Annotated in this window: 20 protein-coding genes, 2 tRNA genes and 3 rRNA genes; 18 read left to right on the top strand and 7 right to left on the bottom strand. The window is 58.5% G+C overall.

From position 1 onward, the window contains the following. Nucleotides 1-13 precede the first annotated feature (13 nt). The 5 genes from CLU91_RS16145 to CLU91_RS16125 all read right to left on the bottom strand — a co-directional run bounded on the left by CLU91_RS16145 (nucleotide 14) and on the right by CLU91_RS16125 (nucleotide 5,719). Complete coding sequence (locus CLU91_RS16145) at nucleotides 14-802, bottom strand: enoyl-CoA hydratase/isomerase family protein (RefSeq protein WP_070223170.1); 789 nt, start codon at nucleotides 800-802, stop codon at nucleotides 14-16. Nucleotides 803-823: 21 nt separating this feature from the next. Next, nucleotides 824-2,446, bottom strand: a complete 1,623-nt coding sequence (locus tag CLU91_RS16140) for a carboxyl transferase domain-containing protein (RefSeq protein WP_100874964.1) — start codon at nucleotides 2,444-2,446, stop codon at nucleotides 824-826. A gap of 40 nt (nucleotides 2,447-2,486) precedes the next feature. Next, on the bottom strand, nucleotides 2,487-2,933 hold the full coding sequence (locus CLU91_RS16135; protein WP_100874963.1) for a YchJ family protein: 447 nt from the start codon (nucleotides 2,931-2,933) through the stop codon (nucleotides 2,487-2,489). Nucleotides 2,934-3,013: 80 nt separating this feature from the next. After that, complete coding sequence (locus tag CLU91_RS16130) at nucleotides 3,014-4,345, bottom strand: D-amino acid dehydrogenase (RefSeq protein ID WP_332870905.1); 1,332 nt, start codon at nucleotides 4,343-4,345, stop codon at nucleotides 3,014-3,016. Nucleotides 4,346-4,390: 45 nt separating this feature from the next. Next, complete coding sequence (locus tag CLU91_RS16125) at nucleotides 4,391-5,719, bottom strand: serine hydrolase domain-containing protein (protein ID WP_100874961.1); 1,329 nt, start codon at nucleotides 5,717-5,719, stop codon at nucleotides 4,391-4,393. A 227-nt stretch (nucleotides 5,720-5,946) separates the two neighbouring features. Between CLU91_RS16125 and CLU91_RS16120 the strand changes: the two genes are divergently transcribed. Beyond that, entirely contained in the window at nucleotides 5,947-6,687 is a 741-nt protein-coding gene (locus tag CLU91_RS16120) for a GntR family transcriptional regulator (protein WP_100874960.1), read from the top strand. A 2-nt stretch (nucleotides 6,688-6,689) separates the two neighbouring features. On the opposite strand, the gene CLU91_RS16115 is transcribed toward CLU91_RS16120, so the two are convergent. Beyond that, nucleotides 6,690-7,001 (bottom strand): hypothetical protein, encoded by a 312-nt coding sequence (locus CLU91_RS16115; RefSeq protein WP_100874959.1) that lies wholly within the window; start codon nucleotides 6,999-7,001, stop codon nucleotides 6,690-6,692. Between the two features lie 275 nt (nucleotides 7,002-7,276). Here CLU91_RS16115 and CLU91_RS16110 point away from each other — a divergent pair, with 275 nt between their 5' ends. The 9 genes from CLU91_RS16110 (at nucleotide 7,277) to CLU91_RS16070 (ending at nucleotide 15,887) form a co-directional block, all read left to right on the top strand. After that, nucleotides 7,277-7,477, top strand: coding sequence for a hypothetical protein (locus CLU91_RS16110; RefSeq protein WP_100874958.1), 201 nt, complete (start codon nucleotides 7,277-7,279; stop codon nucleotides 7,475-7,477). A gap of 11 nt (nucleotides 7,478-7,488) precedes the next feature. After that, entirely contained in the window at nucleotides 7,489-8,256 is a 768-nt protein-coding gene (locus CLU91_RS16105) for a hypothetical protein (RefSeq protein ID WP_100874957.1), read from the top strand. Between the two features lie 169 nt (nucleotides 8,257-8,425). Continuing rightward, nucleotides 8,426-9,307: an N-acetylmuramic acid 6-phosphate etherase gene (locus tag CLU91_RS16100; RefSeq protein WP_100874956.1), complete on the top strand. Its 882-nt coding sequence runs from the start codon at nucleotides 8,426-8,428 to the stop codon at nucleotides 9,305-9,307. 45 nt (nucleotides 9,308-9,352) lie between these two features. Further along, the gene (locus CLU91_RS16095) at nucleotides 9,353-10,663 is read left to right on the top strand and encodes an MFS transporter (protein WP_100874955.1); all 1,311 of its coding nucleotides are present in this window, start codon (nucleotides 9,353-9,355) and stop codon (nucleotides 10,661-10,663) included. Between the two features lie 91 nt (nucleotides 10,664-10,754). Beyond that, on the top strand, nucleotides 10,755-12,416 hold the full coding sequence (locus CLU91_RS16090) for a glycoside hydrolase family 10 protein (RefSeq protein WP_100874954.1): 1,662 nt from the start codon (nucleotides 10,755-10,757) through the stop codon (nucleotides 12,414-12,416). A gap of 93 nt (nucleotides 12,417-12,509) precedes the next feature. Beyond that, nucleotides 12,510-13,490 (top strand): N-acetylglucosamine kinase, encoded by a 981-nt coding sequence (locus tag CLU91_RS16085; protein WP_232730775.1) that lies wholly within the window; start codon nucleotides 12,510-12,512, stop codon nucleotides 13,488-13,490. Beyond that, entirely contained in the window at nucleotides 13,487-14,287 is an 801-nt protein-coding gene (locus tag CLU91_RS16080; RefSeq protein ID WP_100874952.1) for an N-acetylmuramoyl-L-alanine amidase, read from the top strand. Before CLU91_RS16085 ends, CLU91_RS16080 begins: the two co-directional genes overlap by 4 nt. 83 nt (nucleotides 14,288-14,370) lie before the next feature. Next, nucleotides 14,371-15,273 (top strand): LysR family transcriptional regulator, encoded by a 903-nt coding sequence (locus CLU91_RS16075; RefSeq protein WP_100874951.1) that lies wholly within the window; start codon nucleotides 14,371-14,373, stop codon nucleotides 15,271-15,273. Continuing rightward, complete coding sequence (locus CLU91_RS16070) at nucleotides 15,273-15,887, top strand: M15 family metallopeptidase (protein ID WP_100874950.1); 615 nt, start codon at nucleotides 15,273-15,275, stop codon at nucleotides 15,885-15,887. Before CLU91_RS16075 ends, CLU91_RS16070 begins: the two co-directional genes overlap by 1 nt. On the opposite strand, the gene CLU91_RS16065 is transcribed toward CLU91_RS16070, so the two are convergent. Then, nucleotides 15,888-17,267, bottom strand: coding sequence for a sodium-dependent transporter (locus tag CLU91_RS16065; RefSeq protein WP_100874949.1), 1,380 nt, complete (start codon nucleotides 17,265-17,267; stop codon nucleotides 15,888-15,890). It abuts the gene before it with no gap. Between the two features lie 525 nt (nucleotides 17,268-17,792). Here CLU91_RS16065 and CLU91_RS16060 point away from each other — a divergent pair. The 8 genes from CLU91_RS16060 (at nucleotide 17,793) to CLU91_RS16025 (ending at nucleotide 25,860) form a co-directional block, all read left to right on the top strand. Further along, nucleotides 17,793-19,323: ribosomal RNA gene (locus tag CLU91_RS16060) — 16S ribosomal RNA — on the top strand. A gap of 79 nt (nucleotides 19,324-19,402) precedes the next feature. After that, nucleotides 19,403-19,479 (top strand) — tRNA-Ile (locus tag CLU91_RS16055). Nucleotides 19,480-19,504: 25 nt separating this feature from the next. Beyond that, nucleotides 19,505-19,580: transfer RNA gene (locus tag CLU91_RS16050), tRNA-Ala, on the top strand. A gap of 242 nt (nucleotides 19,581-19,822) precedes the next feature. Beyond that, nucleotides 19,823-22,698 (top strand): 23S ribosomal RNA (locus CLU91_RS16045). Between the two features lie 138 nt (nucleotides 22,699-22,836). After that, nucleotides 22,837-22,949: ribosomal RNA gene (gene rrf, locus CLU91_RS16040) — 5S ribosomal RNA — on the top strand. Together the 16S, 23S and 5S rRNA genes with 2 tRNA genes alongside form the textbook arrangement of a ribosomal RNA operon. A gap of 99 nt (nucleotides 22,950-23,048) precedes the next feature. Beyond that, nucleotides 23,049-23,738 carry a response regulator transcription factor gene (locus CLU91_RS16035; protein ID WP_100876771.1) on the top strand — a complete coding sequence of 230 codons (690 nt, stop codon included), beginning with the start codon at nucleotides 23,049-23,051 and terminating at the stop codon, nucleotides 23,736-23,738. Continuing rightward, complete coding sequence (locus CLU91_RS16030; protein WP_100874948.1) at nucleotides 23,725-24,951, top strand: sensor histidine kinase; 1,227 nt, start codon at nucleotides 23,725-23,727, stop codon at nucleotides 24,949-24,951. Before CLU91_RS16035 ends, CLU91_RS16030 begins: the two co-directional genes overlap by 14 nt. A 219-nt stretch (nucleotides 24,952-25,170) precedes the next feature. Then, on the top strand, nucleotides 25,171-25,860 hold the full coding sequence (locus CLU91_RS16025) for an acid phosphatase (protein WP_100874947.1): 690 nt from the start codon (nucleotides 25,171-25,173) through the stop codon (nucleotides 25,858-25,860). Nucleotides 25,861-25,877: the final 17 nt, after the last annotated feature.

Genomic DNA, 25,877 nt, shown 5'->3' with positions numbered 1-25,877 from the left:
TTTGGACTATTCACTAGCCCATGAGCCAACCCGGCTTGCGCTTGTCGAGGAACGATTGCACGCCTTCGCGTCCCTGTTCCGACGCGCGGATCTGCGCGATGCGCTCGGCGGTGTCCGCCAGCAGCGCGTCGTCGACCGGCTGGCCGACGATCTCGCGCACCAGCGTTTTCGCTTGCGCCACGGCGTGCGGGCTGTTGCCCGTCAGCGCTTTGAGCACCTCCGCCGTTTTCGCGTCCAGCGCACTTGCTTCGACTACCTCGTGGGCAAAGCCGATGCGCAGCGCTTCCTGGGCGGAGAATCGCTCCGCGGTCAGGAAATAGCGGCGTGCCGCGTTTTCGCCCATGGCCTTGATGACATACGGTGAAATAGTGGCCGGGATCAGTCCCAGCCGCACTTCGCTCAGGCAGAAATGCACGTCTTCCGCAACCAGAATGATATCGCATGCGGCGACCAGGCCCATGCCGCCCGCATAGCAGTCGCCCTGGATCTTCGCCACGACGGGCTTGGGACACAGGTAAATCGTGCGCAGCATCTGCGCCAGCTGCAGCGCGTCGGCCTGGTTTTCGGCATGCGTGTAGCCTGCCATCTTCTTCATCCAGTTCAAGTCTGCACCGGCGCAAAAGGCCGCGCCATTTGCCGCCAGCACGATGGCGCGCACCATGTCGCTGCGTCCCAGCCCCTCGAAGGCGCGCGCCAGTTCGGCGATCGTCGTCTCGTTGAAGGCGTTGCGCACGTCGGGACGGTTCAGGGTCACGGTGGCGACATTGCCCTCGATGACCAGCTTTAAGGTTTCAAATTCCATGCTCTTCTCCCTGAGTGCCGCTTACATGCGGAATACGCCGAACTTCGTGTCCGGGATTTCCGCGTTGAGCGCGGCCGACAGGCCCAGGCCCAGCACCATGCGGGTGTCGGCCGGGTCGATCACGCCGTCGTCCCACAGGCGCGCGGTGGCATAGTATGGGTGGCCCTGGTGTTCGTATTGATCCTTGATCGGCTGCTTGAAGGCCGCTTCCTCGTCCGCGCTCCACTGCCCGCCCTTGCCCTCGATGCCGTCGCGCTTGACGGTCGCCAGCACGGAAGCGGCCTGGTCGCCGCCCATGACGGAGATGCGCGCATTCGGCCACATCCACATGAAGCGGGGAGAAAACGCGCGGCCGCACATGCCGTAATTGCCGGCGCCGAAGCTGCCGCCGATGATGACGGTGAATTTCGGCACGGCGGCCGTGGCCACGGCCGTCACCATCTTGGCGCCATTGCGGGCGATACCTTCGTTTTCGTATTTGCGGCCCACCATGAAGCCCGTGATGTTTTGCAAAAACACGAGCGGGATCTTGCGCTGGCAGCACAATTCGATGAAATGCGTGCCTTTCAGCGCCGATTCCGAGAACAAGATGCCGTTATTGGCGATGATGCCGACTTTGACGCCATAGATGTGCGCGAAGCCGCAGATCAGGGTGGTGCCGTAGCGGGCCTTGAATTCGTCGAAATCGCTGCCGTCGACGATGCGCGCGATCACTTCCCTCACGTCGAACGGCTTGCGCGTATCGACGGGGATCACGCCATACAGTTCCTGCGTCGGGTATTTCGGTTCGACGGATTCACGCAGCGCCATCTGCTGCGGTTTTTGACGGTTCAGGTTCGAGACGATGGTGCGCGCCAGCGACAGCGCATGCAGATCGTTCTGCGCCAGGTGGTCGACCACGCCGGACAAGCGCGTGTGCACGTCGCCGCCACCCAGGTCTTCGGCCGTCACCACTTCACCTGTCGCCGCTTTCACCAGCGGCGGGCCGCCGAGGAAAATCGTGCCCTGCTCCTTGACGATGATCGATTCATCGCTCATGGCCGGCACGTAGGCGCCGCCGGCCGTGCAAGAGCCCATCACGACGGCGATCTGCGGGATGCCCTTGGCCGACAGATTTGCCTGGTTGTAGAAGATGCGGCCGAAATGGTCGCGGTCCGGGAAGACGTCGTCCTGGTTCGGCAGATTGGCGCCGCCCGAGTCGACCAGGTAGATGCACGGCAGGTTGTTCTGGTCGGCGATTTCCTGGGCGCGCAAGTGCTTTTTCACCGTCATCGGGTAATACGTGCCGCCCTTGACGGTAGCGTCGTTACACACGATGACGCATTCCTGGCCCGAGACCCTGCCGATGCCGGTGATGATGCCGGCGGAAGGGGCCGCATCGACGCCCTTGGCGTCCTGGTACATGGCGTAAGCCGCCATCTGGGAAAACTCGAGGAAGGGCGTGCCGGGATCGAGCAGCATCTGCACACGGTCGCGCGGCAGCAGTTTGCCGCGTGCCAGGTGCTTGGCGGCAGCCGTTTCGCCGCCGCCGGCCGCGATCTTTTCCACTTTGTCGCGCAAATCGTCGACGATGGCTTGCATGGCCGCGGCATTGGCCTTGAAATCTTCACTGCGCGGATTGAGTTTGCTTTCGATGTGCGGCATTGCGGTTCCTTTTTATGATCGCCCGGTCTCTCGGGTCGCGCTATTCGGGAAAACTGCCGTCGAGATAAAACCAGCGCAGGGCGCCGCCGTCACCAGCTTCACGCACGAAGCGGCTCACTTCATGCAGGCGGTGCGCGCGGCCGTTGACCTTGTAGCGGGCCACGAATTCGACGCTGTCGCGGTGTATCTCTTCGGCTTGATCTGCTGATACTGCTTTACGTTGACGTAAACGTAAAGCAGATTTTACATCAAGTCCCAGCCAGTGGACTTTTTCTTCTTCGGCAAATAAAGCATCGGTGGGACGGGTGCTGGCATGCCAGGTGGCAAGCAGATACGGCTCGTCGCGCAAGGTAAACGCCGTGTAGCGCGAGCGCATCAGCGTTTCGGCCGTGGGCGGCAAGGCGTCGCCCGCGATATACGGGCCGCAGCAGCTGGCGTAGGAGGCGCCGCCACAGGGGCAGGCGGCAGATGTCGAGGGTGTGGGCATGCGCTGGAAAATAAGGGAGCTGAAAAGTTCCGCAATTATCCGCCATATCGGCAGCGGCGCGTGCGCGCCGCCTTGGCCGGCTATTTTGGGGGGCTGAGGAAGTCCAGCGCGAACGGCGGCGCCTTGCCGGCCATCAGGTCGGCCAGGATGCGCGCCGTGCCGGCGGCAAAGGTAAAGCCCAGCGGGCCATGGCCCACATTGAGCCACAAGTTCGCCACTTTGCTGGCGCCCACCAGTGGCGCGCTGTTCGGCGTGGCAGGACGCAAACCGGCCCAGGCCGTGGCCTGTTCGTAATCGGCTGCCTGTGGCATGGCTTCGCGCGCCAGCCGCGTCAGGCCGGCGATGCGGTCCCAATCGATGCTGTTGTCGGCGCCCACCATGTCGACCATGGCGGCCACGCGCAGGTCGCCGCCGATGCGCGCATACAGCACCTTGCGCTCGAAATCCGTGATGCTGATCTCCGGCGCCTTGTCTTGCGCGCGGATGGGCGCCGTCAGGCTGTAGCCTTTCAACGGGTACAGGGGCAGGTAGATGCCTGCCGTGGCGGCCAGGTCGCGGCTCTGGATGCCGGCCGCCAGCACATAGTGGTCCGCTTGCAACAGGCCCAGGCTGGTGTCGACGCCCGTGATCCTGCCCTTGTGCGTGACGAGGCGGCGCGCCTCGCCTTTTAACAGGAGCGAACAATTCGCATGCTGCAGCAGGCGCGCTTCCAGCGCCAGGCAAAAGGCGTGGCAATCGGCCACCGCTTCGCCGGGCGTAAAAATGCCGCCCGCCAATGAATTCTGCAGGGCGGCTAGCGCCGGCTCGCGCTGCACGGCTTCTGCGGGAGACAAGACGATGCGCGCTTCTTCCGACTCGGGCCGCGCCACGGCCCGCTGAAAGATGGTGGGCGAGCGGTAGACGATGAGTTTGCCCGCATCGCGCCGGGCATACGCTTCCGGCGCCACGGTCAACTCCAGCTGGGCCATGCCGGCGCGGCTCAGTTCACCCAATTGCAACAGTTTCGCCGTCGTGCGGGCGTTGCTGGCGCTGTTGCAATTGCGCAAGAAGTTGGCCATCCAGCGCCACTGGCGCCAGTCCGCTTCGGGACGGAAGCGCAGCGGACCATCTTTCTGCAGCAGCCATTGCAGGGCTTTGAAGGGCACGCCCGCGTCGGCCAGCGGTGCCACATAGCGATAGCTGAGCTGGCCGCCATTGCGGTAGCTGGCGGCGACCGCCACCTGTTCATTGCGTTCCAGTACCGTGACCTTGTAGCCGGCCTCGGCCAGCCACCAGGCCGATGTCAGACCGACGACGCCGCCGCCGATGATGATGACGTGTTGCTGCATGTTGCCTCGCTGCGTTGCGCTCCATGGTGCGGGAGCATTCGGGAAGAGCTTAGAGGCTGGCCGCCAAGGCAGCCAATGAAACATCATGGTGCAGCCATAACTTTCAGGAATGCACTGTTTCAGTGCAAATTATTCATGCTTGTCAATCGCGCCACGGTATAAGGTGGTGAGTATCCGTTCCTCGCTGCGCCCCATGGCGGAATACGTGCCCGGATACTGCGCGGGATCGCTGCCCGTGCCGCCCACCAGCATCACCATGCCATTCTTGTGCTTGAAATCGAGCACGAAAGCGGAGACGAGGCCATACGCGTCGCCCAGGTGGCCAACCGCATGAAAACTGGCGCCCTCGACCAGGCCATTGCCCTGCCCCGCCAGCGCATCGAACTGCTGGTTGCCCAGTCCCCAGGCGCGATACAGGCCCCGCTCGCTGTCGCCATTGCCGCCATCGGGCGCCAGCTGCCATTGGCGGCCAAACATCAGCGCGATGCTGGCTGGTTGCAACAACTGCTGATTCCGGTAGCGGCCACCGTCGAGCAGCATTTGCATGACCTTGCCCAGTCCCGCGGCGGAAATGCGCAAGCCGCCCGTGGGACTGAAGACGGTGGCATTGCTGCCGATCACATAGTTGGCAAGGCCGGCCGGCGCGGCCGGTGGACGCTGGTAAACATCGTCGGTCTGGGCGATCCAGGGACCTTGCGGCTGCCAGGTTTCCGTGTCCAGGGTGCGCTTGCGGTACAGGGTGGCCGTGTTTGCCACATCTTCCGCCGAAAATGCCGCCGGGTGGTAGCCGCCGCGCACATCGAGGGGATCGAGCAGCAAACGCCGCATCAGCAAGTCGAAGCGCTCGCCCGTGACTTTTTCCATCACGGTGCCGATCACGCCCCAGTTCAGGTTGGCATACGTAAAATAGCGGCCCGGCGCCTTTTGCTTGTCCCACATGCTGTCGCTGCCGGCCGTCAACACGTCGCGCAGGCTGCGTTCCGGTCCCCACGCGTAGCCGCCCGCGTCGCGCAGCGAGGAAGTGTGGCTGAGCAGGCTGCGCAAGGTCAGCGCTTGCTGGGGGAAATGCGGGTTGCGCAGGGAAAAGCCCAGGTAGATGCTGACGTCCTGATCCAGGCTCAGCTTGCTCTGCTCGACCAGCCGCATCAGGCCCACAGTGGTCATCATCTTCGAGACGGAGGCGATGCGAAACAGGGTGGCCGGCGTCACGGGCAAGCTGTCAGCCGGCGTGGCGCCGATGTGCCGGTAGCCAAATTGTTGCTCATACGACACCTTGCCGTGGCGGATGGCCAGCACGGACAGGCTGGCCAGCGGGTGGAGCGGATCATCGACGATGGCCGATAGCGTGGCATCGAGCGCGCGCTGCTGGTCCTTGCCGCCGCCGTGCGGGGCGGCCAGTGTGCTCCAGGTCGTGCCCAGCAGCAGCAAGGCCAACAAACCCGTCATTTTAGTGTGCATGTTTTCCTGTTTCGCGGTGTGGTGGGGACTTCGCCAGCATAGGGTGGGATCGTTTCCAAGGCTAATGAAAATTGCTTATTTATCTATAATGCAAAGCTATACGTACGGTAAAACATTGTTTTTTTAAGTGTATAACCGTTATTTATGGCCATTTTCCATTTATTCATGGGTGGACGGGCTACGCGCAAGCGCCATCGCTATTACACTAGTCATACAAGGAGAACTGTATGAGCCAGACCAGCGTAGAACTCAAGGTCGATTTAAATGACAATTCGCCTTTATATATGCAGATCGCCCGCAAGCTGAGCGATGACGTACGCAACGGCCGCTACCAGGTAGACCAGGCCCTGCCATCCGAACGTACCCTGTCCGAACTGCTCGACGTATCGCGCGTGACTGCCCGCAAGGCCATCGATCAATTGGTCGAGCAAGGCCTCGTCGTGCGCCGCCGTGGTTCGGGCAACTATATTGCCCCGCGCATCGAGCAGCCGCTGTCGAACCTGTCGAGCTTTTCCGAGCAGCTGCAGCAGCGCGGCTACCGCCCCGGCTCGCGCTGGCTCAAGCGCGAAGTCGTCATCGCCAGCAGCGATGAACAGCTGAGCCTGGGCCTGGCGCAGAACACGAAAGTGGCGCGCCTCGAACGCTTGCGCCTGGCTGACGATGTCGTGATGGCGTATGAAGTGAGCGTGCTGCCCTTCAGCGTGGTGCCGGACCCGGCCACCATGGGCGACTCGCTGTATGAATACCTGAGCAGCATCAAGAAGGCTCCCGTGCGCGCCTTGCAGCACATCCGCGCCATGAATGCGACGGACGTGCTGGCCAAGCAACTGGGCATCCCCGATGGCCAGGCCGTGCTGTTCATCACGCGCATCGCCTACCTGGAGACGGGCGAAGCGGTGGAACTGACGCATTCGTATTGCCGCAGCGACCATTACGACTTTGTCGCCGAAATGCGCCGCGCTCCATAAATCTACTGTTCAACCTGGCTGGAATTGAACCCACAGCGCACGGCAACGGTATCCATGTTCAGTTGCATCTCGTCGGTCAATAACTGATTGGCTTCGCTGATACAGTATTCGTTGGCGTAGGTATTGAAGCTCTTGCTCAGCTGCGACACTTTCGCCTGGGTGCATCCCGCCGGCTTGACGAGTTGGGTCAGGTTCGGACTCAGATAGGATTTCTGTTCGGTCATCAGTTGTTCCAGCGCAGTGAGCACGGCAAGCGCATCGTTGTGCGTCAGGCGACTATTCTGGTATCTCTGCTTCGGCTCGGCAGGTGCCAAGACTTCCTTTCACAGATACAAACGGGTCTAAAACTTGGCTCCGGGCCCCTGAATTAACAAATTCAGCAACTGGTTTACCGTCGTATCGAAGTACGCGTAGTACTCCACGTTGTTTGGGGGGCAATGTGACACTTGTCGAATGGCAGCGCAAACGGGGCGAGGGTATGGTTTTGTGGACACTTCTTGAGGCTGCATGGGCGACGACGCTCTTGCTAGTCAACCGGAGTCAATCAAGCTTTGCTGCGCATTTTTTCGTCTTATGGCATAGTAGGCGCATGAAAGCACTCAAAAGCCAGCTCGCGTCGGAATTGCTCGCCGACCCCAAGGCGAGAGATCAGCTTAGGCGGTTCATGATCGCCAAGCGTCTCGGTTCTGCTGCGGCGCAGAGCCAGCCGGTAAAAGACGCTATCGGAATCGAACGTGAGAGTGGAGGTTCCGTTACGGCGGTGCTGGTACCCAAAGCAAAAACGGCATAGTTTCATTCTGAATGAATATCGCCCTTCCCGCACTCGTCGCATTTTTGTTATTACTTCCCGGATTTATTTTTCGCGCTCGCCTTAAACTGGCAGAGCGGACTTCGCTCGACTTTTCTCCGTTCGGCCGCGTCGCTGCTGACGCAATACTGTGTGCGCTATTCGCACACCTTCTGTGGTTGTTTCTCTCCTTTTTCGTATGCTCTCAGCGTTTCGAGCCTGCAGTACTTTTGAAGTTGTTGTCTTCCTCACCGACAAGCCAGTCTGAAGCCATATCAGCGGTAGGTCGGGATTTCGGGTGGATAGCGAGTTACTTCGGCAGCTTGCTTGTTGTTGCACTTATAGCTCCCGTCGTTTTACGTTCTCAAATTGCGAAACATAGGTTGGACCGTGCGACTGCCCGCTTTAGTTCGATCTTCCGGTTTCACGACGCGCCTTGGTACTACCTGTTGACTGGAGCCGATTTTTCACAGGACGAGAAGCCCGACCTCATCATGATCTCCGCAATTGTAGAAGTGGCGAAGGATGCTGTGCTCTATGTCGGCGTACTGGATGACTTTTTTTTCGATTCAGAAGGTAACCTTGATCGCTTGATCTTGCAGGGTGTGGCAAGACGTCCGTTGAGTGCTGATAAAAGTATGGCTTCCCAGGAAGGTGGCGCCAGCGACGAGCGGTTCTACAACATTGATGGCGATTCTTTCGTGCTTCGGTACCAGGATGTAAAGACTCTTAACGTTCAGTACGTGAAGCTAACTACCTCCGAACCCGCGGCTGAAGCGTAAGGCAGAAAACTGCTGTTCCTTGCCAAGTTATCCTTATGAGCTTGCAGGAGTGGCATATATTGTCGACAGCCGGGGCATAAGCTTCCGTTATGCCTGCACGCCAAGCTTTCATGGCTGATCTTGCACATCGGTATTAAACTGGTTTCACCTTCAACCATGTTCTGAAATCATGTTGAAAACTGAAACTCCGAGCCGGCGGCATCCGGATCTGGACCTGTATCCGGTGGAGCAACTGGTCGCGGTGCTGGTTGATGACCAGTTCTGGGCCGTCGAGGCCGTCCGGTTGGCCTCGCCCGACATCGCCGCCGCCATCACGGCCGCCCTGCCCCGCATCGCGTCCGGTGGGCGGCTGCTGTATGTGGGGGCCGGCACCTCGGGCCGCCTGGGCGTACTCGACAGTGTTGAACTCAATCCCACGTTTTCCTGGCCGCCCGAGCGGGCCGTCGCCATCCTGGCCGGCGGCACGGGCGCCATGTTTACGGCCGTCGAAGGGGCCGAAGATGATCTACAGCAAGGCGAGCGCGATTTGTTGGCCCTGCAGCCGCAGGTCAACGATGTGGTGATCCTGCTGGCCGCCTCCGGCGCCACACCGTATGTGCTGGGCGCCTTGCTGGCCGCACGCACGGCGGGCGCCTTGACTATAGGCATCGCCAACAATGTGGGCGCCCCCGTAGCGCACGAGGCGCAATGTGGCATCGTGCTCGACACGGGTACGGAAGTCATTTCCGGCAGCACGCGCTTGAAAGCAGGCACGGCGCAAAAAATCACCCTGAACACGATTTCCAGCGCCTTGATGGTGGGTTTGCACAAAACTTACGGAAACTTGATGGTAGACTTGAAGCCGACCAACGCCAAGCTGATCTGGCGGGCGGTGCGTCTGACCATGCACGCCACGGGCGCCAGCGAGGCGCAGGCCAGGACCGTGCTGGAGCAATGCCACTATCACGTCAAGGTGGCGATTGTTGCCTTGATCAAAAAAATCAACACAAACCAGGCACAGGCATTGTTGGCCGGCGCGGACGGCAGTGTGCGGGCGGCACTGGCGGCGTGATCCGATGGCGCGGCATTCTTCTGTCTGGGAGACAAAGAAGGATGTATGGAGCTAGTGAAACAAACCGCCCCGGCGCGCGCGAATAAGCCGTCAAATAAGCCGTGGCTGTGGATCCCTTCCCTGTATTTCGGCCAGGGTATCCCCTATGTCGTGGTCATGACCTTGTCCGTGATCATGTACAAGAACTACGGTTTCAGCAATACCGATATTGCCCTGTACACCAGTTGGCTGTACTTGCCGTGGGTCATCAAGCCCCTGTGGTCGCCCTTCATCGACATGTACCGCACCAAACGCTTCTGGATCGTCGGCTTGCAGCTGGTGATCGGCGCCGCGCTGGCGCTGGTGGCCCTGACGACCTCCTTGCCGCATTTTTTCCAGATCAGCCTGGCCATCTTCTGGCTGATGGCCTTCAGTTCCGCCACGCATGATATTGCCGCCGACGGTTTTTATATGCTGGGCCTGGAAGGGCACCAGCAGGCGGCCTTTGTCGGCGTACGCAGCACCTTTTATCGCCTGGCCATGATCGCGGGCCAGGGCGGCCTGGTGTTTCTGGCCGGCTATCTGACGCATGCGACGGGCAATGTGCAGCTGGCCTGGTCCGTCGTGTTCGCCATTCTGGCGGGCCTGTTCATCGCCCTCTTCCTGTACCACTATTTTGTCTTGCCGAAACCCAAGGATGACCGCCCCAGCATCCAGGACGCTGGTATTTCCCCGATGCAAGAATTCGTCGCCACTTTTGCCGCGTTTTTCAAGAAGAAGGATATTGTCGTCATCCTGGGCTTTTTGCTGCTGTTCCGCCTCGGCGAAGCGCAACTGCTCAAATTGGCCGCGCCCTTTCTGCTCGACCCTGTCGCCAAGGGCGGCCTGGGCCTCAGCACGGAACAGGTGGGCCTGGTCTACGGCACCATCGGCGTGATCGCCCTGACCCTCGGTGGCTTGCTGGGCGGATTCATCATTTCCCGCTTCGGCTTGAAGCGCTGTTTGTGGATCATGGTGCTGTCCGTGCACTTGCCCGACCTGGTCTTCGTTTACCTGGCCAGCGCCTTGCCCAGCAGCATCTATGTGATCGCCGGTGGCATCGCGCTGGAGCAATTTGGCTATGGCTTCGGTTTCGCTTCTTATATGTTGTACATGATCATGGTGTCTGATGGCGCACATAAAACGGCCCATTACGCCATTTGCACGGGTTTCATGGCCCTGGGCATGATGTTGCCCGGCATGGCCAGCGGCTGGATCCAGCAAATGCTCGGCTACCAGCACTTCTTCATCTGGGTCTGCATCGCCACCATTCCTGCTTTCATCATGGCCGCGCTGGTCAAGATCGATCCCGAATTTGGCAAGAAGGCCGAGGCCTGATTCTTTTGAACCGTGCGCCCGCAAGGATGGCGAGCGCACAGTAAAATGCCCGCACCGATAGACCTGCGCTTCACCACTGCAAGGAATTGTTTTGTTGTCTACTTTCAAAAAACGCCTGGGCGCCAGCGCTGGCGTGCTGGCCGCGCTGGCCGCCGCCACATTGCTCAGCAGCTGTACCAGCACCAAAATGCCCTCCGCAGTGACGCCAGGCGAAGCGGGCTTGCCGGCCGTGCCGCCCGTGCAGCACATCACGGGCGAAGTGCCGCCGCCGGCGCCGCGCGAGTTCCGCGCCGCCTGGGTCTCGACGGTCGCCAATATCGACTGGCCCAGCCGCAGCAATTTGCCGGTTGCCAAGCAGCAAGCGGAAGCGCTGGCCATTCTCGACCGCGCCAAGTCCTTGAATCTGAACGCGATTGTGCTGCAGGTGCGGCCCAGTGCCGACACGATTTACCCGTCGCAGCTGGAACCGTGGTCGGAGTTTCTGACCGGCAAGCAAGGTCAGCCGCCATTGCCCATGTATGACCCGCTGGCTTTCTGGGTGGCGCAGGCGCATGCGCGCGGCCTGGAATTGCACGCCTGGTTCAACCCGTACAGGGCCCGCCACGCGACGGCCAAGTCGCCGCTGGCGCGCGATAGTTTCGCTTCCACCAACCCGGCGTCCGTCAAGCAATACGGCCGCTACCTGTGGATGGACCCGGGCGACGCCGCCGCCTCGAAGCACACGACGGACGTGGTGCTCGACGTGGTGCGCCGCTACGATATCGATGGCGTGCACATCGACGATTACTTTTATCCATACCCGATCGATGCGCCCGGCGCCGGTGCCGGTGCGGAAACAGCCGCGCTGGACGCGGGCAATGGCGGCGCCAAGCGCGAACTGCCGTTTCCCGATGAGCCTTCCTGGCAGCAATATCTGCTGGCCGGTGGCCAACTGGACCGCCCTTCCTGGCGCCGCCAGAACGTCAACCAGCTGATCGAAGCCTTATATACAGGCATCCACCGCGAAAAGAGCTGGGTGCGCTTTGGCATCAGCCCGTTCGGCATCGGCCGTCCGGACCGCCGCCCTGCCGGCATCGTCGGCTTCAGCCAGTACGATAAATTGTATGCGGATGCGGAACTGTGGCTGGCCAAGGGCTGGCTCGATTACCTGTCGCCGCAGCTGTACTGGCCCGTGGCGCAGGCGCCGCAAGCGTTTGGCGTGCTGCTCGATTATTGGCTGGCGCAAAACCCGTATGGCCGCCACGTGTGGCCGGGCCTGTACACGAGCCGCATCGACAATTCCGCCAAGTCCTTCACGCCGCAAGAGATCATTAAGCAAATCGAAGTGACGCGCACGCGCCCCGGCGCGAATGGCCAAGTGCATTTCAGCATGGTGCCCCTGATGCAGAACCGTAAGGGTGTCAGCGAGCAACTCAAGGCGACCGTCTACCAAAGTCCTGCCCTGATTCCCGCCACGCCGTGGCTGGGCAAGGAAGCGCCGGGTACGCCCGTGCTGGCCTTGCGCCGCGATTCCACCAGCCTGAACGTCAAATTGACGTCGGGCGGCGGCAAAGCTGTGGCGCAGTACGCCGTCTGGGCCCGCTACGGCGAAGACTGGCGTTTTACTGTGGTCACAGGCGTGCAGGGAGAGCTGACCCTGGTTGACGATGCCACCGGTAAAGTCAACGCGGTGGTGGTCAGCGCCGTGGACCGCCTCGGCAATGAAAGCCCGCGCGTTACCGTGCGCGCACCGTTTACGGTCGCCGCCAAGTAATTTTGCCGGTTTACCGGCAATCCATAACCTGCAGGCATGAAACATGCGCAAGCTTTCATGCCTGCAAGCTCAGCTTGGCTTTACACTCATGCCATGATTTCCTTCCCCGCAACTAATACTGACACTGCCGTGCTCGGGCTGGGCATCGACGCGGGCGGCACGCAGACGCGCTGGGCCCTGGCCACCGTTGATGGCGTCATCGTGGCCTACGGGGCCGTGGAAGGCTTGTCTGCCTTGCAAATGAGCAGTGACGCGGGCCGCGCCGCCGTGCACGCCACGTTTGCGAAACTGTCTCAGGCTGTGCTGGCTATCGGCCAGCCGCGCGCCGTGGTGGCGGGCTTGACGGGCTTTGGCGGCGATGATGTGACGCTGGCGCAAACGCTGGCCACCTTGCTGGCGCTGGACGCCGTCGACGTCCGCTTGGGCAACGATATCGACATCGCCTATCGCGACAGTTTTGAACCCGGCGAAGGTTATCTGGTCTACGCAGGCACGGGCTCGATTGCCGCCTGGATCGATGCGGATGGCGTGTTTCACCGCGCAGGCGGGCGCGGCGTGTTGCTTGACGATGGCGGCGGCGGTTACTGGATCGCGCGCGAAGCCTTGCGCCACATCTGGCGCCGCGAAGACGAGGCGCCCGGCAACTGGCAAGCGTCGCCCATGGCCGAGGCCGTGTTTGCGCATATCGGCGGTAGCGAATGGTCGCTGTCGCGCGCCTTCATGTATGGCCAGGACCGGGGCGCCATCGGCCGGCTGGCGCTGGCCGTGGCTGCCAGTGCCGATGCCGACCCGCTGGCGCTGGATATCTTGCAGCGTGCGGGACAGGAGCTGGCACGCCTGGCCTTGGCACTGGTATCTCGCCATGGTCCGCGTCCCGTGGTGCTGGCGGGGCGCGCGGCGCAATTGCACCCGGCCATTGCTTCAGCCATGCGCGCCGCTTTGCCTGTATCGTTGACGATGGAACAGAAAGTTGCCCGTCCACATGAAGCGGCGGCCAGGATCGCCGTTAAGACGGCGCTCAAGATACAGGCTAAGACTGAACATTTTATTAACCCGAACACGGATCTTTCATGAAAAAAATCGCCCTCGCCCTGCTGGTGGCCCTGCTCTCCGCCTGTACCACGCCCGCGCCGCACCTCGACCATAGCTTGACGGCGCGCAGCCAGAGCCCGCGCGTGAAATTTATCGTCATCCATTACACGGTCAGCGACCTGCCCCGCTCGATCAAGATTCTGACGGAACAAGTGGTCAGCAGCCATTATTTGCTGACGGACACGGACAAGCCGAAGTTTTACGTGCTGGTCGACGAATCTCGCCAAGCCAATCACGCGGGTGTGAGTAACTGGAAGACTTATACACAGTTGAATGTCAGCTCGATCGGCATCGAGATCGTCAACCCCGGCTACAAGGACACGCCGGAAGGCCGCCTCTGGTATCCGTTCCCGCAGGCACAGATCGATGAGTTGATTCCGCTGTTGAAAGATATCCAGGCCCGCTACAACATCGCACCGGAAAATATCCTCGGTCATAACGAGATCGCCCCGCAGCGCAAGCAGGACCCGGGACCGCTGTTTCCTTGGCGCCAGCTGGCCAATGCCGGCCTGATCGTCTGGCCCGATGCGAACCGTGTGGCCGCGCAGCGAATCATGTTTGAGCAGCAAGTGCCGGACGCCGTCTGGTTCCAGAAAAAGCTGGCCCAGCACGGCTATGCGACGCCGAACACGGGCATCTTCGATGAAGCGACGCGCAATGTGCTGATCGCCTTCCAGATGAAATACCGCAACACCTTGTTTGACGGCACGCCCGACGGCGAAACGGCGGCCCTGCTGGAAGTGCTGACGATGCCGGCCCCAGCTGTTGTTGCAAAGTAGCATGGCCGTTCCAGCCCATGACTTTTTCTTATATGCTGAACGTTGACGGCCCAGGCGGCCACGGCAAGGTAAAGGAATAGCTCATGCGGCTGCGTCATATCGAAGTGTTTCACGCCATCATGCAAGTTGGCACCATCAGCGGCGCCGCCCAGGTGCTGCACATCTCGCAACCGGCCGTGACCAAGGTCTTGCAACATTGCGAGTTGCAACTGGGCATGCCGCTGTTCGAGCGCGTGCGGGGCAAGCTGTACCCGAAACCGGAGGCGCACCGCCTGTTTGTCGAAACGGAAAAGCTCAACCGCGATTTACTGGGCATCCGCCGTCTGGCGGCCAGCCTGAAGGGCCACGCGGTGGAAACCATCCGTCTGGTCTCCACGCCGACGATTGCCATCAGCGTCTTGCCCTTCGCCATGACGCAGTGGCGGCGCGACTTCCCCCACACGCGTTGCCAGCTGGCTACCCACCACACGGGCGAGATCGTCAATACCTTGCGCCTCGGTGAAGCGGACCTGGCCGTGTCGCTGCAAGACCCGCGCCATCCGGGCATCGTGGCCGAACCGCTGGCGCACGGCGTCATGACGGTGATCGCGCCGGCCGGCACTTGGCGCGCGGCCGATTGCGGCACACCGCTGACGGCGCATGGCCTGAATGGCGAGCTGATCGGCCATGCTGACAACGATCCGCTGGGCGAATTGGTGATCGCCGCCTGCGAAGCGCAGGATATCCACCCCGTCTTCAGTACCGTGGTGCAGACTTATCAAATCGCCCGTTCCCTGGTGGAAGCGGGCGCCGGCATGGCCGTGGTCGACCCGTTTACGTCCGCGTCCGGCTCGCCCGAGCTGTTGCAGCGCCGTCCCTGGGCACCGACGATCCCGATCCAACTGTATTTATTGACGGCGAGCCATTCGCCGCTGTCGCATGGCGCGCGGCGCCTGGCCGACAGCATCGGCGTGGCGGCGCGTAATTGCCTGGAAAGAGGCGTCTGATGTCTGTTGCAAGTTTGCAATTGGAAGCGGTGAGCAGCGATCCGCAATTTCGCCACCTGAGCAGCATCGCCGGCATCGCCGTCGACTTGCGCTATGCCACGCCCGACAATTTCGTCGGCCGCGACTTATACAGCCCCATCGATTGCGCCTGGCTGCACCGCGATGCGGCCGCCGCCCTGGAACGGGCCGTGGCCTGGCTGGCCGCGCGGCGTCCCGAGCATCATTTATTGGTGCTCGATGCCCTGCGTCCGCAGCGGGTGCAGCAGCAACTGTGGGATGCGCTGCAGGGAACGGAGTTGCTCGGTTATATTGCGGAGCCGTCGCGTGGCTCGATCCACTCATTTGGCATGGCGCTCGACATCACCATCGTCGGGCCCGATGGGCAGGAACTCGACATGGGCACGGGCTTTGACGACTTGAGTGAGCGCTCGCACCCGGCGCTGGAGCTGGCTTTGCTGGAAAGCGGGGAAATTACGCAGGAGCAGGTCGACCATCGCCGATTGTTGCGCGACGCCATGTTCCAGGCGGGCTTCTTCGGCATCAACAGCGAATGGTGGCATTTCGATTGCGGCGACCGGGTGCTGGTGCGACAGACCTACACCCGGGTACTCTGACTAGAAGGCTTTCAGGCCCTTCAGCATGACGATCAGGATCAGCACGGGAGAGACAAAGCGCAGCAGAAACAGCAGCACATGCGCCAATTTTCTGTTCTGCAACTGGCCATGATTGCTGATCGCCTCGATGAAATGGTCCTTGCCCCAGGCCCAGCCGGTAAACAAGGCAATCGCGATGCCGCCCACGGGCAGGAAGATATTCGATGACACAAAGTCGAACAGATCAAACATATTCAAATTAAACAGCTTGAAGTCCGCCAGGGTGCTGTTGCTCAGGGCGCATACGGAACCGAGCACGGCCAGCAGCAGCATGGTCACGACGGTGGCCTTGGTGCGCGTCCAGCCGAAGCGTTCATGGAAGATTACCACGGGCACTTCCATCAGCGACAGCATCGCCCCCGTGGCGGCGACTGCTGCCAGAATGAAGAACACCACCATCAATGCTTGTCCCATCGGGATTTGCGAAAACACGGCCGGAATCGTGATGAACACCAGCGACGGTCCCGCGCTGGGGGCGAAACCAAACGTGAACACGGCGGGGAAGATGGCGATGCCGGCCAGCATGGAGACGCCGAGGTCGGCGGCCATCACGCGTAAAGTCGTGACGGGAATATTCTGGTCATCGCGGAAATAGCTGCCGTAGGTCATCATCGTACCCATGCCGACGGACAATTTAAAGAAGGCCAGGCCCATGGCCGTCAGTACGACGGAAGCCGTCAGCTTGGAAAAATCAGGACGGAACAGGAAAACCAGTCCTTCGGCCGCTTTATCGAGCGACAGGCTGACCGCGCACAGTAGCAACAGCAGCAGGAACAGCAGTGGCATGAGTTTCTTGGCGATCGCCTCGATGCCCTTGGTCACGCCCAGCATCAATATGCCGCCGATAAACAGCAGCACGCCCCATTGCCACAACAGCGATTGGAGGGGATTGCTGATCAGCGAGGCGAAGGCCGCTTCCGTCACCAGTTTGTCGCTGCTGAGAATGGAGCCATCGATGGCCTTGGCAATATAGGCGAATACCCAGCCCACCACTTCCGAATAGAACGCGACGATCAGGAAGGCGGCTACCATGCCGATGACGCCAACCAGCCACCAGGGTTTGCCCTTCGGTGCCAGCTGTTCCATGGTGGAAATCGGGTTGACCTTGGCGCGGCGCCCCAGGGTGATTTCCGCGATCATCACGGGCAATCCCACTAAAAGGGTAGCGAGCAGATAGATGAGCAGGAAGCCGGCGCCGCCATTGGCGCCTGTCAGATAGGGGAACTTCCAGATGTTGCCGAGGCCGACTGCGGAACCGAGGGTGGCGGCGAGCACGCCGAAGCCAGTGGTAAAGCCAGCCCGTTTCAGGGTCAGGCCTGATCCTTGAGCTTGTTGTTTCATGGTGAATCTTCTATGGTTCTATATATAGGCAAGCGCCGTTTGGCGCGGAGGGGGCGAAATTGTAGCAGTTGGCCGCAAATACCCCGGAAAAGCCTTGCTACTCCCGGGGCGCTTTGCTATAGTTCGCCTCCCCAATGAGACGCAGTCAAATGCGGCAGTTGAGGATCACCGGAAACGGCGATGTAGAAAAAAGAAGGAGTTGACGGATGTAATGAAATGCTTCATAATCTTCCTTCTTCGCAGCTGACAAACACAACGCTTTGTCGATAACGCGAAAGCAGTACCGAATACAGTTCTTTAACAATTAACAGTCGATAAGTGTGGGCATTTGATGTAAGTGCAGCGTCGATCTTCGGATTGGCGTCTAACTTAAAATATCAAATGTTCACAAGAAATAATGAAATAGGATACTTCTTCGGAAGTAGCCTGTCAGTTTTTTGAGTGAGCAAACACCTCGCAATGCGAGGGGTTTGAACTAGTTAAATAGTTCGACCATGCCGGTAAAACGGCAAAGTAACAGAGATTAAACTGAAGAGTTTGATCCTGGCTCAGATTGAACGCTGGCGGCATGCCTTACACATGCAAGTCGAACGGCAGCACGGAGCTTGCTCTGGTGGCGAGTGGCGAACGGGTGAGTAATATATCGGAACGTACCCTAGAGTGGGGGATAACGTAGCGAAAGTTACGCTAATACCGCATACGATCTAAGGATGAAAGTGGGGGATCGCAAGACCTCATGCTCGTGGAGCGGCCGATATCTGATTAGCTAGTTGGTAGGGTAAAAGCCTACCAAGGCATCGATCAGTAGCTGGTCTGAGAGGACGACCAGCCACACTGGAACTGAGACACGGTCCAGACTCCTACGGGAGGCAGCAGTGGGGAATTTTGGACAATGGGCGAAAGCCTGATCCAGCAATGCCGCGTGAGTGAAGAAGGCCTTCGGGTTGTAAAGCTCTTTTGTCAGGGAAGAAACGGTGAGAGCTAATATCTCTTGCTAATGACGGTACCTGAAGAATAAGCACCGGCTAACTACGTGCCAGCAGCCGCGGTAATACGTAGGGTGCAAGCGTTAATCGGAATTACTGGGCGTAAAGCGTGCGCAGGCGGTTTTGTAAGTCTGATGTGAAATCCCCGGGCTCAACCTGGGAATTGCATTGGAGACTGCAAGGCTAGAATCTGGCAGAGGGGGGTAGAATTCCACGTGTAGCAGTGAAATGCGTAGATATGTGGAGGAACACCGATGGCGAAGGCAGCCCCCTGGGTCAAGATTGACGCTCATGCACGAAAGCGTGGGGAGCAAACAGGATTAGATACCCTGGTAGTCCACGCCCTAAACGATGTCTACTAGTTGTCGGGTCTTAATTGACTTGGTAACGCAGCTAACGCGTGAAGTAGACCGCCTGGGGAGTACGGTCGCAAGATTAAAACTCAAAGGAATTGACGGGGACCCGCACAAGCGGTGGATGATGTGGATTAATTCGATGCAACGCGAAAAACCTTACCTACCCTTGACATGGCTGGAATCCCCGAGAGATTGGGGAGTGCTCGAAAGAGAGCCAGTACACAGGTGCTGCATGGCTGTCGTCAGCTCGTGTCGTGAGATGTTGGGTTAAGTCCCGCAACGAGCGCAACCCTTGTCATTAGTTGCTACGAAAGGGCACTCTAATGAGACTGCCGGTGACAAACCGGAGGAAGGTGGGGATGACGTCAAGTCCTCATGGCCCTTATGGGTAGGGCTTCACACGTCATACAATGGTACATACAGAGCGCCGCCAACCCGCGAGGGGGAGCTAATCGCAGAAAGTGTATCGTAGTCCGGATTGTAGTCTGCAACTCGACTGCATGAAGTTGGAATCGCTAGTAATCGCGGATCAGCATGTCGCGGTGAATACGTTCCCGGGTCTTGTACACACCGCCCGTCACACCATGGGAGCGGGTTTTACCAGAAGTAGGTAGCTTAACCGTAAGGAGGGCGCTTACCACGGTAGGATTCGTGACTGGGGTGAAGTCGTAACAAGGTAGCCGTATCGGAAGGTGCGGCTGGATCACCTCCTTTCTAGAGTTTGCACGAATCAGCAATGATTCACACATCAAATGTTCACACTTATCGGCTGTTAATATAAAGAACAGCATTTGGGGCTGTAGCTCAGCTGGTTAGAGCACCGTGTTGATAACGCGGGGGTCGTTGGTTCGAGTCCAACCAGCCCTACCAGTTTCTGTAGTCTGGAAATACCCTAGGGGGATTAGCTCAGCTGGGAGAGCACCTGCTTTGCAAGCAGGGGGTCGTCGGTTCGATCCCGTCATCCTCCACCAAAAGTTCAAACGTAAATCAGTGCAGAGAGTGCACCGGGATTTAGGTTTGGTCTTTTCGAGATCAAGTGCTGTATGTTCTTTAACAATCTGGAAGAAGTAAAGATTATTTATTGATCGGTTTGCCGTAAAAAGCGAATCGATGGGTAATGATTGTATGTATCAACAAACAAGCAACAACGTTGTACTTTCTTATCCCTGTAGCGCTCTTTCCTCATGCAAATGATGAGAGGCTAACGTTATAGGGACAAGCGAATAAGTGCACATGGTGGATGCCTTGGCGATTACAGGCGATGAAGGACGTAGTAGCTTGCGATAAGCTGCGGGGAGTGAGCAAACACACTTTGATCCGCAGATTTCCGAATGGGGCAACCCACCCTTTTAGGGTATTGCATACTGAATACATAGGTATGCAAGGCGAACGCGGCGAACTGAAACATCTAAGTAGCTGCAGGAAAAGAAATCAACCGAGATTCCCAAAGTAGCGGCGAGCGAAATGGGAGGAGCCTGTACGTGATAGTCGGACCGATAACAGAATCCTCTGGAAATAGGAGCCATAGTGGGTGATAGCCCCGTATGTGAAATCGGACCGGTGATACTAAGCGTACGACAAGTAGGGCGGGACACGTGACATCCTGTCTGAATATGGGGGGACCATCCTCCAAGGCTAAATACTCGTAATCGACCGATAGTGAACCAGTACCGTGAGGGAAAGGCGAAAAGAACCCCGGAAGGGGAGTGAAATAGATCCTGAAACCGTGTGCATACAAACAGTAGGAGCGGACTTGTTCCGTGACTGCGTACCTTTTGTATAATGGGTCAGCGACTTACATTCAGTGGCAAGGTTAACCATATAGGGAAGCCGTAGAGAAATCGAGTCCGAATAGGGCGATCAGTCGCTGGGTGTAGACCCGAAACCAAGTGATCTACTCATGGCCAGGATGAAGGTGCGGTAACACGCCCTGGAGGTCCGAACCCACTAATGTTGAAAAATTAGGGGATGAGCTGTGGGTAGGGGTGAAAGGCTAAACAAACTTGGAAATAGCTGGTTCTCTCCGAAAACTATTTAGGTAGTGCCTCAAGTATCACCATCGGGGGTAGAGCACTGTTATGGCTAGGGGGTCATTGCGACTTACCAAACCATTGCAAACTCCGAATACCGATGAGTGCGAGCTTGGGAGACAGACGTCGGGTGCTAACGTCCGGCGTCAAGAGGGAAACAACCCAGACCGCCAGCTAAGGTCCCAAAGATTGGCTAAGTGGAAAACGAAGTGGGAAGGCTAAAACAGTCAGGATGTTGGCTTAGAAGCAGCCATCATTTAAAGAAAGCGTAATAGCTCACTGATCGAGTCGTCCTGCGCGGAAGATGTAACGGGGCTAAGCCAGTCACCGAAGCTGCGGATATATAGCAATATATATGGTAGGAGAGCGTTCTGTAAGCCTGCGAAGGTGTCTTGTAAAGGATGCTGGAGGTATCAGAAGTGCGAATGCTGACATGAGTAGCGATAATGGGGGTGAAAAGCCTCCACGCCGTAAGCCCAAGGTTTCCTGTTCAACGTTCATCGGAGCAGGGTGAGTCGGCCCCTAAGGCGAGGCAGAGATGCGTAGCTGATGGGAAGCAGGTTAATATTCCTGCACCGTCGTATGATGCGATGGGGGGACGGATCGCGGAAGGTTGTCCAACTGTTGGAATAGTTGGTTTTTGGCTCATAGAAGGCACTTAGGCAAATCCGGGTGCGGAATTCAAGGGGTTGAGACGAGTGCACTTGTGCACGAAGCAATCGGAAGTGGTTCCAAGAAAAGCCTCTAAGCTTCAGTCATACGAGACCGTACCGCAAACCGACACAGGTGGGCGAGATGAGTATTCTAAGGCGCTTGAGAGAACTCGGGAGAAGGAACTCGGCAAATTGGTACCGTAACTTCGGGAAAAGGTACGCCCCGGTAGCTTGATTGGTTTACTCCATGAGGGTGAAAGGGTTGCAATAAACTGGTGGCTGCGACTGTTTAATAAAAACACAGCACTCTGCAAACACGAAAGTGGACGTATAGGGTGTGACGCCTGCCCGGTGCTGGAAGATTAAATGATGGGGTGCAAGCTCTTGATTGAAGTCCCAGTAAACGGCGGCCGTAACTATAACGGTCCTAAGGTAGCGAAATTCCTTGTCGGGTAAGTTCCGACCTGCACGAATGGCGTAACGATGGCCACACTGTCTCCTCCCGAGACTCAGCGAAGTTGAAATGTTTGTGATGATGCAATCTACCCGCGGCTAGACGGAAAGACCCCATGAACCTTTACTGTAGCTTTGCATTGGACTTTGAACCAATCTGTGTAGGATAGGTGGGAGGCTTTGAAGCGGGGACGCTAGTTCTCGTGGAGCCAACCTTGAAATACCACCCTGGTTTGTTTGAGGTTCTAACCTTGGTCCGTTATCCGGATCGGGGACAGTGCATGGTAGGCAGTTTGACTGGGGCGGTCTCCTCCTAAAGTGTAACGGAGGAGTTCGAAGGTACGCTAGATACGGTCGGACATCGTGTTGATAGTGCAATGGCATAAGCGTGCTTAACTGCGAGACTGACAAGTCGAGCAGGTACGAAAGTAGGACATAGTGATCCGGTGGTTCTGTATGGAAGGGCCATCGCTCAACGGATAAAAGGTACTCTGGGGATAACAGGCTGATTCCTCCCAAGAGTTCATATCGACGGGGGAGTTTGGCACCTCGATGTCGGCTCATCACATCCTGGGGCTGTAGCCGGTCCCAAGGGTATGGCTGTTCGCCATTTAAAGTGGTACGTGAGCTGGGTTTAAAACGTCGTGAGACAGTTTGGTCCCTATCTGCCGTGGGCGTTGGAAATTTGAAGGGGGCTGCTCCTAGTACGAGAGGACCGGAGTGGACGTATCTCTGGTGTACCGGTTGTCACGCCAGTGGCATTGCCGGGTAGCTAAATACGGAAGAGATAACCGCTGAAAGCATCTAAGCGGGAAACTTGCCTTGAGATGAGATTTCCCAGAGCCTTGAGCTCTTTGAAGGGTCGTTCGAGACCAGGACGTTGATAGGCTGGGTGTGGAAGTGCAGTAATGCATTAAGCTAACCAGTACTAATTGCCCGTACGGCTTGTCCCTATAACCTTAGCAGGTACAGAGGATAAGACGGTACAACGTTGCGTGTTTGTTGATACTACCAGTCATTACCCCAATCTTTGCTTCTTCCAGATTCAGGCTTTGTCGCTCCATTGAGGACAAATGCCAGTACAAGTTATGCCTGATGACCATAGCAAGTTGGTCCCACCCCTTCCCATCCCGAACAGGACCGTGAAACAACTTTGCGCCGATGATAGTGCTGCAACCAGTGTGAAAGTAGGTTATCGTCAGGCTTGTTATACGCAGTAGAGAAAAACCCGATCAGCAATGGTCGGGTTTTTTTTCGTCTGGCGGTTTGTTTGGCATTCTTCAATTCCCCCTACAATGGCGGTATGCGCATTCTGATCATTGAAGACAACCCCGATATTCTCGCCAATCTCTATGCCTATCTGGAAGCGAAGGGCCATGTGCTCGATTCGGCCATGAATGGCTATGCCGGCCTGGCCTTGCTGGCCCAGCATGAATACGATGTGATCGTGCTCGATGTCATGCTGCCCGGCCTGACGGGACTGGAACTGTGCCAGAAACTGCGCAGTGAATTGCGCAATAGCACGCCAGTGCTGATGCTGACGGCGCGCGATACCCTGCAAGACAAGGTCGCCGGTTTTGACAGCGGCGCCGATGATTACCTGGTTAAGCCATTTTCGCTGCTGGAACTGGAAATCCGCCTGAAAGCCTTGCTGCGCCGCGCGCGCGGGCAAACGACGGCGACCGCCGTGCTGGCCGTGGGTGAGTTGCGTTTCGATACGGAAAAATTTGAAGTCCGACGCGGGGGCCAGACTCTGACCTTGACCAGGACCGGTTACATCATCCTGAAATGCCTGATGAGTGAAGCGCCCAAGCTGGTGCCGCGCGAGCTGCTCGAGCATGAGGTTTGGGGCGACGACCGGCCCGACAGCGATGCCCTGCGCACGCACATCCATGCACTGCGGCAAGTACTCGACAAACCGTATGCCTTTCCCATGCTGCGCACCATTCCCGGCATCGGCTATAAATTATTGAGTAGCGATGCGCCCGTTTAAATCGCTGAAGCGGCGCATCATCGTTGCCTACCTGCTGTTTGCTCTTGTGGCGAGCATCTTTTTTGCCATTATTGCCGCCATCGCCGTCGAGGGCATTGAAGTGCGCCTGGTCGACGAGCGCCTGAAAGAAGTGGCGGCCTGGGCCTCGCCAAGGCATGCGGCCGGCTTGGCTGTCGAAATGCCAGCCGGCTTGAGCTTTCATCACGCTGAAGACACGCCGCTTCCCTTGCGTGGCTTGCCGCCCGGCATGCACGAGAAAACCGTCGACGGTGTTGATTTGCACGTGCTGGTCGGCAGTGATGTGCATGGGGAATTCGTCGTCATCGATCATGCCACCGAGTATGAAAAGATCGAGCTGGTGGTGTACAGCATGTTTGCCCTCGCTTTTATCGGTTTCCTGATTTGCGCTTCGCTGCTGGGCGCCTTCATCGCCAATCGCTTGATCACGCCAATCATGTCGCTGACGCAGGCCGTCAAGGCCGGGCAGGCGGCGTTGCCGCTGCAGGACAGTGCCGATGAATTGGGGATATTGGCACGCGCTTTTGCCGAACGTACGGCGGAGTTGACCGAAGTTCTTGACCGCGAACGCTTTTTTACGGGCGATGTCAGTCATGAATTGCGCACGCCGCTCACCGTGATCACGGGGGCGGCGGAAATCCTGATGGAACACGGCGGCGATGCACCGCTGGTGCGCTCCGCCTCCGAACGGATCTACCGGGCTGCACACGAAGCGAGCGACTCCGTGACGGTGCTGCTGCGCCTGGCGCGCGCGCCGGAATTGCTGGAGTGCACGTCACTCTCCGTGGCGGAACTGGCTCGCCAGGAATGCCTGCGCTGTCAATCATATACGGCAGGCAAACCGCTTACCCTGGTGTTTGCGGATGGCGAGGATTTTCTGGTCAACGCCCCGCGTGAATTGCTGGCCGCCGCCATTGGCAACCTGGTGCGCAATGCCTGCCAGTACACCTTGCAGGGAGAAGTGACCGTGCGCCTGGCCGGACGCGCGCTGATCGTCGAGGATACGGGGCCGGGCTTGCCCGAAGCGGCCCGCGCACGCCTGCTGCGTCAACCCATACCGGTCAATTTGAGCGGCTCATCCGGTACAGGCCTGGGGCTGGGCCTGGTTCAACGCATTTGCCTGTATCTGGGCGCGGAACTGGGATTCGCTGCCCGCCCCGCAGGGGGCAGCGTGCTGCGGATTGATTTCATTTAAGCTGGCTTTTTGCGTGTAGTTAACGAAAACTTAACGCCCTGTTGACACGTAATTCATGCTGGCACTTGTAAGGTGAGACCGGAAGCTCATTTTGCATCGTGCGTGCTGCGCTCGGTGGGCAGCGTCATGTTCTCTTCATATTGGCACTGTACGATGACTTCCATGGCTGCAGTCCTGTGCGGCCAGTCCCTTTCATCTCATCAAGTAATGTGTGCACCCATGCTGGCCAAGCTTAAACTCGTCAAAACTCCCAAAGGCATTGATAGCATCCTGATGCTGTCAGCCGTGCTGATCCTCTGGATCGGCAATTACAGCAACCTCGACCTCATGATCGCCGACAGTATGTTTGATGGGACGCGTGGGCAATTTGCCGGCGCTGACAGCGCGTTGGTGGGCAGTTTTCAGTTTGGCATGACCTTGCTTGGCGCCGCCGTGATCGGCCTGGCCATCTGGGATACCTTGCGTCCGCTGGCCTGGCTTGCATCACGCCGCAGTGCCTTGCGCGTCGTGGCCCTGTCGGCCGTTTTGGTACCGCCAAGCATCTATTTACTCTCTTCATTCAGCGACGTGCCTTGCCCCACGGATTTGCTGCGCTATGGCGGACTGGAACCTTATGCGCGTCTGCTGGAAACATTGCCCGCCAGTGCGTCTGCCATGGTTTGCCTGCCGGCGACTCAGGCAAACACTGCCTGGTGGATACTGGCCTTACCATTGTTCTGCCTGCCAGCACGGCCACGCATGGCGTTTCTGCTGGCAGCGATCATGCTGCTGTGCGGTTTGGTGGCAGGCTGGCAGCAGCAGTTGCAAGGTACGCAATTTTTCACGCACACCTTGTGGTCTGCCTGGATCGCTGCTTTCCTGATATATCTGCTGCATCATTTGTTCCGGGCCGAGGACGCGTTGGCCTGAAACACAAAAGTACGTCA

Origin of the sequence: Janthinobacterium sp. 64, from assembly GCF_002813325.1 — a bacterium.
Lineage (GTDB): Bacteria > Pseudomonadota > Gammaproteobacteria > Burkholderiales > Burkholderiaceae_D > Janthinobacterium.
This window is presented reverse-complemented; position numbering and strand designations above follow the sequence as displayed.

Coding starts and splice junctions, on each gene's coding strand:
- CLU91_RS16065 (WP_100874949.1), bottom strand. CDS start 17,267: ATGAAACAACAAGCTCAAGGATCAGGCCTGACCCTGAAACGGGCTGGC.
- CLU91_RS16030 (WP_100874948.1), top strand. CDS start 23,725: ATGCGCCCGTTTAAATCGCTGAAGCGGCGCATCATCGTTGCCTACCTG.
- CLU91_RS16075 (WP_100874951.1), top strand. CDS start 14,371: ATGCGGCTGCGTCATATCGAAGTGTTTCACGCCATCATGCAAGTTGGC.
- CLU91_RS16140 (WP_100874964.1), bottom strand. CDS start 2,446: ATGCCGCACATCGAAAGCAAACTCAATCCGCGCAGTGAAGATTTCAAG.
- CLU91_RS16035 (WP_100876771.1), top strand. CDS start 23,049: ATGCGCATTCTGATCATTGAAGACAACCCCGATATTCTCGCCAATCTC.
- CLU91_RS16085 (WP_232730775.1), top strand. CDS start 12,510: ATGATTTCCTTCCCCGCAACTAATACTGACACTGCCGTGCTCGGGCTG.
- CLU91_RS16130 (WP_332870905.1), bottom strand. CDS start 4,345: ATGTTTCATTGGCTGCCTTGGCGGCCAGCCTCTAAGCTCTTCCCGAAT.
- CLU91_RS16070 (WP_100874950.1), top strand. CDS start 15,273: ATGTCTGTTGCAAGTTTGCAATTGGAAGCGGTGAGCAGCGATCCGCAA.
- CLU91_RS16105 (WP_100874957.1), top strand. CDS start 7,489: ATGAATATCGCCCTTCCCGCACTCGTCGCATTTTTGTTATTACTTCCC.
- CLU91_RS16135 (WP_100874963.1), bottom strand. CDS start 2,933: ATGCCCACACCCTCGACATCTGCCGCCTGCCCCTGTGGCGGCGCCTCC.
- CLU91_RS16080 (WP_100874952.1), top strand. CDS start 13,487: ATGAAAAAAATCGCCCTCGCCCTGCTGGTGGCCCTGCTCTCCGCCTGT.
- CLU91_RS16025 (WP_100874947.1), top strand. CDS start 25,171: ATGCTGGCCAAGCTTAAACTCGTCAAAACTCCCAAAGGCATTGATAGC.
- CLU91_RS16120 (WP_100874960.1), top strand. CDS start 5,947: ATGAGCCAGACCAGCGTAGAACTCAAGGTCGATTTAAATGACAATTCG.
- CLU91_RS16100 (WP_100874956.1), top strand. CDS start 8,426: ATGTTGAAAACTGAAACTCCGAGCCGGCGGCATCCGGATCTGGACCTG.
- CLU91_RS16110 (WP_100874958.1), top strand. CDS start 7,277: ATGAAAGCACTCAAAAGCCAGCTCGCGTCGGAATTGCTCGCCGACCCC.
- CLU91_RS16145 (WP_070223170.1), bottom strand. CDS start 802: ATGGAATTTGAAACCTTAAAGCTGGTCATCGAGGGCAATGTCGCCACC.
- CLU91_RS16125 (WP_100874961.1), bottom strand. CDS start 5,719: ATGCACACTAAAATGACGGGTTTGTTGGCCTTGCTGCTGCTGGGCACG.
- CLU91_RS16095 (WP_100874955.1), top strand. CDS start 9,353: ATGGAGCTAGTGAAACAAACCGCCCCGGCGCGCGCGAATAAGCCGTCA.